6 protein-coding genes are annotated in these 6623 nt (G+C 65.3%); 3 read left to right on the top strand and 3 right to left on the bottom strand.

Translation table 11 applies throughout. The features are described from left to right. The first annotated feature begins 337 nt into the window (after nt 1-337). Entirely contained in the window at nt 338-1027 is a 690-nt protein-coding gene (locus WFQ05_RS03980) for a hypothetical protein (protein WP_337052726.1), read from the top strand. A gap of 799 nt (nt 1028-1826) precedes the next feature. Here the strand turns inward: WFQ05_RS03980 and WFQ05_RS03975 are convergent. After that, nucleotides 1827-2495, bottom strand: coding sequence for a glutathione S-transferase N-terminal domain-containing protein (locus WFQ05_RS03975; RefSeq protein ID WP_337052725.1), 669 nt, complete (start codon nt 2493-2495; stop codon nt 1827-1829). 17 nt (nt 2496-2512) lie between these two features. Continuing rightward, nucleotides 2513-3127, bottom strand: a complete 615-nt coding sequence (locus tag WFQ05_RS03970; RefSeq protein ID WP_337052723.1) for a glutathione S-transferase — start codon at nt 3125-3127, stop codon at nt 2513-2515. A gap of 113 nt (nt 3128-3240) precedes the next feature. On the opposite strand from WFQ05_RS03970, the gene ftrA reads away from it, so the two are divergent. Then, entirely contained in the window at nt 3241-4221 is a 981-nt protein-coding gene (gene ftrA / locus WFQ05_RS03965; RefSeq protein WP_337052720.1) for a transcriptional regulator FtrA, read from the top strand. A 422-nt stretch (nt 4222-4643) separates the two neighbouring features. Here the strand turns inward: ftrA and WFQ05_RS03960 are convergent, their stop codons facing one another. Continuing rightward, complete coding sequence (locus tag WFQ05_RS03960) at nt 4644-5540, bottom strand: AraC family transcriptional regulator (protein ID WP_337052719.1); 897 nt, start codon at nt 5538-5540, stop codon at nt 4644-4646. 104 nt (nt 5541-5644) lie between these two features. Between WFQ05_RS03960 and WFQ05_RS03955 the strand changes: the two genes are divergently transcribed. Then, nucleotides 5645-6571: an amidohydrolase family protein gene (locus WFQ05_RS03955; protein WP_337052718.1), complete on the top strand. Its 927-nt coding sequence runs from the start codon at nt 5645-5647 to the stop codon at nt 6569-6571. Nucleotides 6572-6623 lie beyond the last annotated feature (52 nt).

The raw sequence follows: 6623 nt of genomic DNA, 5'->3' as shown, positions 1-6623 counted from the left end.
GTTCGAATACATCGAGCGGTTCCACAACCCGAGGATGCGACGAAGGGTCGCCAGGCAAGACCAGAAGTTCTCAGCCCTTTTACAACCGTCCGTGATTTCGGGGTAGAACCCTGGTGAAACCCAAGCCGCCCAAGGGGGTAGGGCACTTCTCAAGGAAGTCCCACTCTCTCCGCCAATATCTCAATGGAATCGGTGACAGGGGGCTGTTGTTGATTCTTGCCAACGAGAACACCAACGATCTCGGACTGGGTGGGGGATCTCGATGAGCGTCGGGGAGTGTGGGCTATGCGGCAAGACCGCACACCTTGTGGAGAGTCACATCATTCCGAAAGCTCTCATGCTAGACACAGGTCCAGCCGATGAGCCGTTCGCAATAGCCGGCGATAAGATGCCTTATGCAAAAAGATCGCCCGTTGGGATGTGGTCTCGAATTGTCTGCGCACCATGTGAGCAAAGCTTTCATGCAGACGATGAATTTTTGATTCGACTGGTACGTAACCTTCCAAAGCTGCCTACTTTGAATGACAGTGACGGCAGCGCAGTGGGGACTGTGCTCAAAGATTACGATGCACAAGAAATAAAGCGGTCGGTTTTGAGCGTGTTCTTTCGTGCCGCTCTTAGTGAGCACGAAATTTTCCAGCAAGTTAAGCTTGGACCTTACCTTGAGCCGTTGCGGCGCTACATCGCCGACGGAGACGTAGGGGCGCCACAAGGCATGGAAATCGTGCTCAGGCATGTGTTGCCTCCGCTTGGAAGATTGATTGTGTCGCCGGTGAGGGTGCGATTCGGAGCCGTGTCGGCGTACCGACTCTATCTTCCTTTCCTAACCGCTGCTATCAAAGTTGACAATCGAGATTGGGAGGATGGGCCATTTCGGGCAGCACAACTGACGGCCGGGTTTACGCCGATCGCGCTTCGAAGTGAAAGACCTTCTCCGTCGGAGATGAGAATTATCACTGGCATCCATACGAAACATGGTCGTCAGATCGATAGGATGTTCGCCAGATATCGCGACCGGTATAAGTAGAGGCGCCGCTCATCTTGGGACGCTTCTCGCTAGTTGCCGTGTCCCGTGAAGCAGAAGTGCACCCGGTTGGCATTGAAAGCACACGAGGATGAATAGGCGGGGCAACTAAGTTAATGGGATTGATTTGGCATATCATATCTATGTCAGAGATGGTCTCTGACGGTTCGTACCAACACCTAACAGAAGGAGTTTGTTATGAGTGGAGGGAAGTATTGGTCCGGTCAGGAGTGTCCGAAGACTGGAAACTACGGTCAATACAGTGATGTTAACAATGCATACGCTGGCAGCTCTCATGACCGGCACGTGCAGAAGGGAGAGAGATTTCCGCCAAGTTTGAATAATCATCACTTTAAGGAGAAGTGATGCAAAGAAGAGAGGAGGGCGAATGCCCTCCTCTCTTCTTTACTGATCCTGCGGAACTGGCGCGGTCACTTTACGGGGCTTTGTAGGCTGAAGAATTTCTACCGGTCTCTATCATTACGGATTCTGTGTCGGCGGGGTCGGCGGTTTCGGCGGCGGCACCATCACTGCCGGCAGTGGGGACGGCTATCGATCGACGTCGGCGTGCGGCGTGGGCCGAGAAAAGCGGGGTCAGAGCGCAGTTCCTCGGGGTGCAGTTCTAACGAAGGCCGGGGGCGGGGGCTGCACTCTGACTCCGGTTTTCGTAAGTAAGTCCGCTTCCTGGCAGGGCTGGCGCAGCCGTGCATGGCTGAAATGAAGGAGAGCGGCGTCGGTAAATCCGCGGCTGGCTGGCGTTGAATGTATTGATGCGCCGGCCTTCGCGACGTCGCTGTGTGCCTCAACGAGCAGGAATGTTGGCGAAATTGGTCCGTTCGCGCTCCGCGCGCCCGACGGCCATGGCGCGTTTCACGGCCGGCCTTGCCATTACGGTGTCGAACCAGGTTTTCAGGCGGGGGAAGTGTGTGAGCTCCTGACCCTGCCTGGCGTGCGGCACGATCCAGCCCACGCACGCCATGTCGGCGATCGAGTATTCGCCGGCGATGTAGTCGCGATCCGCCAGGCGGCGCTCGAGCACGCCGTAAAGCCGTGCGACCTCGCGGGTGTAGCGTGCGATCGCGTAATCGATGGCTTCGGGTGCGTACTGTCGGAAGTGATGGGCCTGGCCGGCCATCGGGCCGAGGCCGCCGACCTGCCAGAACAGCCACTGGTCGACCTCCACACGCTGCCGCTCGTCATCTGGATAGAAGCGTCGGAACTTGCGGCCCAGGTACTGCAGGATGGCGCCGGACTCGAAGATCGAGAGCGGTGCGCCGTCCGGCCCTTGGGGATCGACCAGCGCCGGAATGCGGTTGTTGGGCGAGATCCGCAGGAACGCCGGCGCGAACTGCTCGCCCTTGGTGATGTCGACGAAGTTCACCCAATAGGGGACGCCAAGCTCCTCCAGCATGAGGGTGATCTTCCAGCCGTTGGGCGTCGGCCAGTAGTGCAGTTCAAGCGTATCGCTCATCCGCGCGCTCCACGCCGTCACGCATAAGGAAACGCGGTGAAGGCCTCGGTGGCCTCCGCGTGGGCGGAAAGACGCGAGAGCGCGGGATAGGCCTCCGCGTCGATGACCTCGGGCAGCATCTCGCGCGAGAAGCGGAAGGCGACGGCGCTGGTGACATCCGCCTGGAGCGGCCGGCCAGCGAACAGCCAGGGATCGGCGCGATCCACTTCGGCTTCGAGCAGGCGATAGGCGGCCACCAGCTGACCCTGGACGCGATCGACCCACGGTTGATGCTGCTTCTCGGCCGGACGCAGGTTGCGCTCGTAGACGATCTGCACGGTTTTCTCGCAGGCCGCGAGCGCCAGGCCGATGACGCGCTGCGAGCGGACGTAGGCATCCATTCCGCTCGGGATGAGCCGCAGATCGGGGGCTGCCAGCCGCTCGCCGAGATCGAGGATCAGGCCGGAGTCGATCAGGACGGTTCCGTCGTCGGTGACCAGCGTCGGCGCCTTCACGATCGGATTGATCGCGGCAAAGGCATCGAAGGTCGAGAACACCGACAGCGGCTGATGGTCGAAACGCAGTCCCTGGAGGGAGAAGGAGATCGCAACGCGGCGCACGTAGGGAGAATCCAGCAATCCGATCAGCTGCATGGGGCGTGTTCCTTTTCCAGGTTGGCGTCGTGGGGTGTGACCTCTTCGATCAGCAAGGTAGCGAGCGGGCAGCCGCGTTGTAAGTGGCCGGATTCGCCACTATCGTAAGGATCATGCCAAACGACGCCGGGCCGCTTGTCGTCATCTCTGTCTACGACGCGCTGTGCACGTTCGAGTTCGGCTGCGCCTTCGAGGTGTTCGGTCTGTCGCGCCCGGAGATGGGGGCGGGCTGGTATCGCTGCCGCACCGCGGCGGTCGAGCCGTCGCCGATCCGCGGCGCGGGTGGCCTGCGGCTCGAGGCGGACGGTGGACTGGAACTGCTCGAGGCCGCCGATACGATCGTGATCCCGGGTTGGCGAGGTGCGGATGCGGCCGCGCCTCCCGCGTTTCTGGAGGGGCTGCGCCGGGCGAGCGCGGCGGGTACCCGGATCGTCTCGATCTGCGGCGCGGCCTTCGTGCTGGCGCAGGCCGGCCTGCTCGCGGGCAGGCGGGCGACGACGCATTGGCATCACCTCACTACGCTGGCATCGCGCTATCCGGACATCGTGGTCGAGCCGGATGCGCTTTACGTCGATGAGGGCGACATCCTCACCTCGGCCGGAAGCGCCGCCGGCCTGGACCTGTGCATCCACATCGTGCGCAAGGATTTTGGCGCCAAGGCCGCCAACAGCGTCGCGCGCCGCCTGGTCGTCGCCGCGCACAGGGACGGTGGCCAGGCGCAATTCATCGAGCGGCCGCTTCCGCCGCCCTCAGGCGCAAGGCTGTCCGAGCTGCTCGAAACGATCCAGCGCCGGCTCGACGAGAAATGGACGGTCGAACGCATGGCCGCCGAAGCGCTCGTCAGCAGCCGCACCCTGCAACGCCATCTGCGTGAGGCGACCGGACTTGCCCCGGGAGAATGGCTCCAGCGGCAGCGCGTGCACTACGCCCGCGATCTGCTGGAGGAGACGAGCCTGTCGGTCGAAGAGATCGCCATGCGCGCCGGTTTCGGGACGGCCACCAATTTCCGCCAGCACTTCCGTGTCGCCACCGGCCTGCCGCCGGCCACCTATCGAAGCCGCTTCCATCGCGATGCGAAGGCACGCGCTCGATAGGTCGGGACGCGGCCGCAGAAACAAAAAAGCCCTTGGCGGCCAAGGGCTTTGTCCTCGCATAAGCGGACTTGCGAGCCTGATCCGACCCGCCGCGCGCGGTGCGCGGCGGGCCGGTCCGCAGCGTTACGGAGTCTGCGTCGGCGGCGTTGGCGCCTCCGGCGGCGGCGGTGCCATCTCGGGCGGCGGCGGAGGCGGCTGCCGGTCGCCGTGGGCATGCGGCGGGGGCGGCGGCGGGCCGTCAGGGCGGGGGTGGGGGGCGCAGGCGGCCAGCGCGAGACACGCGGCGGCCATGAACACGGACGAGCGAACGAGGCGCATATCGGTTCCTTGGGTGGTCGGGCGCATCGACCCTATCGGCGGCGTCGTGTACGCGGGGTCAGCACGGTTTGCCGGGCTGTGTCAGCCCGCATGCCGCCTGGCTTTCAGGAAAGGGCCTCGGTTCCGCGCGATGGGCCGATCGCCTGGCGAACCTGGGCCGGGGTCCTGCCGCAGACGCGCTTGATCGCGTCGATGAAGCCGGCATAGCTGCTGAAGCCTGCCGCGTCCGCCACTTGCACCAGCGTCGCGTCGCTGTCGTGCAGCAGGGCAAGCGCGCATTGCGCCCGCGCGCGCAGCACGTACTGCCAGATCGAGCAGCCGAGCGCGGCGCGGAAGGCGCGGTTGAGGTAGTAGGGGCTGGTCGCGGCCGCATCGGCGATCTGCGCGATGTCCAGTTCCTCGCCCAGGTGCGCGTGGATGAAGGCTAGGGCCGTGCGCACGCGCCAGGGCTCGCCGCCACGGCTGGCGTGCGCGGGGCGCGCGGCCCGGGGCACCAACTGGGCGGCCACGGCGAGGAAGATGGCATCGCCGATCAGCGTGCCGTGCGGCTGGCCGGCCGAGGCGTCGGCCAGCAGGGCGCGCAGCAGCCGCGCCATGCCGGGCGCGCGATAGTGCAAGCGGCTGCGGATCGCCTGGCGGACCCCTTCGGGCGCCACGCCCAGCGCGCCGGCCATGGCCCCGTCGGTGAAGTAGAGACAGGCCGATTCCATCGGCGCATCCCAGCGCGCCGATCCGGTCACGCCGGCCTGGATCATGGTCAGCGTCTCGGGCGGGGCGCGCCCGTGTTCATGGCCGCTGTCCACCTTCAGGACCACGCGCGGCCGCGTCGGGCCCAGCGGCAGGGCGAGGTGATGGAAGGCCCAGCCCGGTTCCTCCAGCTCGATCGCGGGGATCAGCGAGTGCTCCATGGCACAGGACGACCACTGGCCGCGTGCGCACAGCAGGTCGGGGCGGTCGTCGGGGAGCTTGCGCAGCAGCGTCACGGGCGGGTCGGACGTCATGGCGGTCCCTTGGCGGGCCAGGAGGGCACGAATTCGCAACACGCCGGATCCTCGGCGCTCCAGGATGCGTTTTCAAGCGGTATCCCACACCACACGGAGGCACCATGGTCCCTTTGCTGCTTGCGCTCGCGCTGTCGTCCGCGCCCACGTGCGTGGCCGGCGTCGAGCCGGTCATCGACATCCACATCCACAGCTACGAGCGCGATGGGCGCTTCGAGGCGCGCGTGCCCAACCTAGGCGATGGCCAGCCCATGCGGGTGTTCAACGGTGCGGACCACGCCCGGGCCACCGCCACGGCCCTGCGCGAGGCCGGCGTGGTGCGGGCGATCGTGGGCGGCGCCAGCACGGCGACGGACGATCGCATCATCGCCCTCGATCCGGCGCGCCTGCGCGGCGGGTTCGAGATCGACGACATCCCCGACGCCGCCATGCTCGACCAGATCCGGGCGCGGCATGCGGCGGGCAAGCTGGCGATGATCGGCGAGGTCGAATACCAGTACCACGGCATCGCCCATGACGATCCGCGTCTTGAGCCGCTGTGGGCGCTGGCTGAGGCGCTGGACGTCCCGATCGCGGTGCACTCGGGCGCCGGGCCGGCGGGCATCGTCTACCGCGGCCAGCCGCTGCACCGCGAGCGCCTGGGCAACCCGTCCTCGTTCGAGGAGGTGCTGGTGCGTCACCCGCGCATGAAACTGATCATCATGCATGCCGGCTGGCCCTTTCTCGACGACACGGTGGCGCTGCTGCATGCCTATCCGCAGGTCTACGTCGACCTGGGCGCGATCGACTGGGCCGAGCCGCGTCCTTTTATGGATCATTATCTGCAGCAGCTCATGATCTACGGCTTCGGCAAGCGCATCCTGTTCGGCTCGGACCAGATGGTGTGGCCCGAGGCCACGGCGCAGGCGATCGCGCGGTTCCGCACGGCGCCTTACCTCTCCGAGGCGCAACGCCGCGACATCCTCTTCAACAACGCCGTGCGCCTGTTCGGCTGGACGGATCTGGCCGATTGCGGCAAGGCAGGCGGGTGAGTTGCGCCTGCCGGCGCTGCGAACGGGCCACGCAGCGCACTGCAACGAACGC

This window comes from Pseudoxanthomonas sp. USHLN014, assembly GCF_037153335.1.
Lineage (GTDB): Bacteria > Pseudomonadota > Gammaproteobacteria > Xanthomonadales > Xanthomonadaceae > Pseudoxanthomonas_A > Pseudoxanthomonas_A winnipegensis.
This window is presented reverse-complemented; position numbering and strand designations above follow the sequence as displayed.

Excerpts from the sequence above, each read along its gene's own strand:
- ftrA (WP_337052720.1), top strand. The coding sequence starts at position 3,241 with ATGCCAAACGACGCCGGGCCGCTTGTCGTCATCTCTGTCTACGACGCG.
- WFQ05_RS03975 (WP_337052725.1), bottom strand. The coding sequence starts at position 2,495 with ATGAGCGATACGCTTGAACTGCACTACTGGCCGACGCCCAACGGCTGG.
- WFQ05_RS03955 (WP_337052718.1), top strand. The coding sequence starts at position 5,645 with ATGGTCCCTTTGCTGCTTGCGCTCGCGCTGTCGTCCGCGCCCACGTGC.
- WFQ05_RS03980 (WP_337052726.1), top strand. The coding sequence starts at position 338 with ATGCTAGACACAGGTCCAGCCGATGAGCCGTTCGCAATAGCCGGCGAT.
- WFQ05_RS03960 (WP_337052719.1), bottom strand. The coding sequence starts at position 5,540 with ATGACGTCCGACCCGCCCGTGACGCTGCTGCGCAAGCTCCCCGACGAC.
- WFQ05_RS03970 (WP_337052723.1), bottom strand. The coding sequence starts at position 3,127 with ATGCAGCTGATCGGATTGCTGGATTCTCCCTACGTGCGCCGCGTTGCG.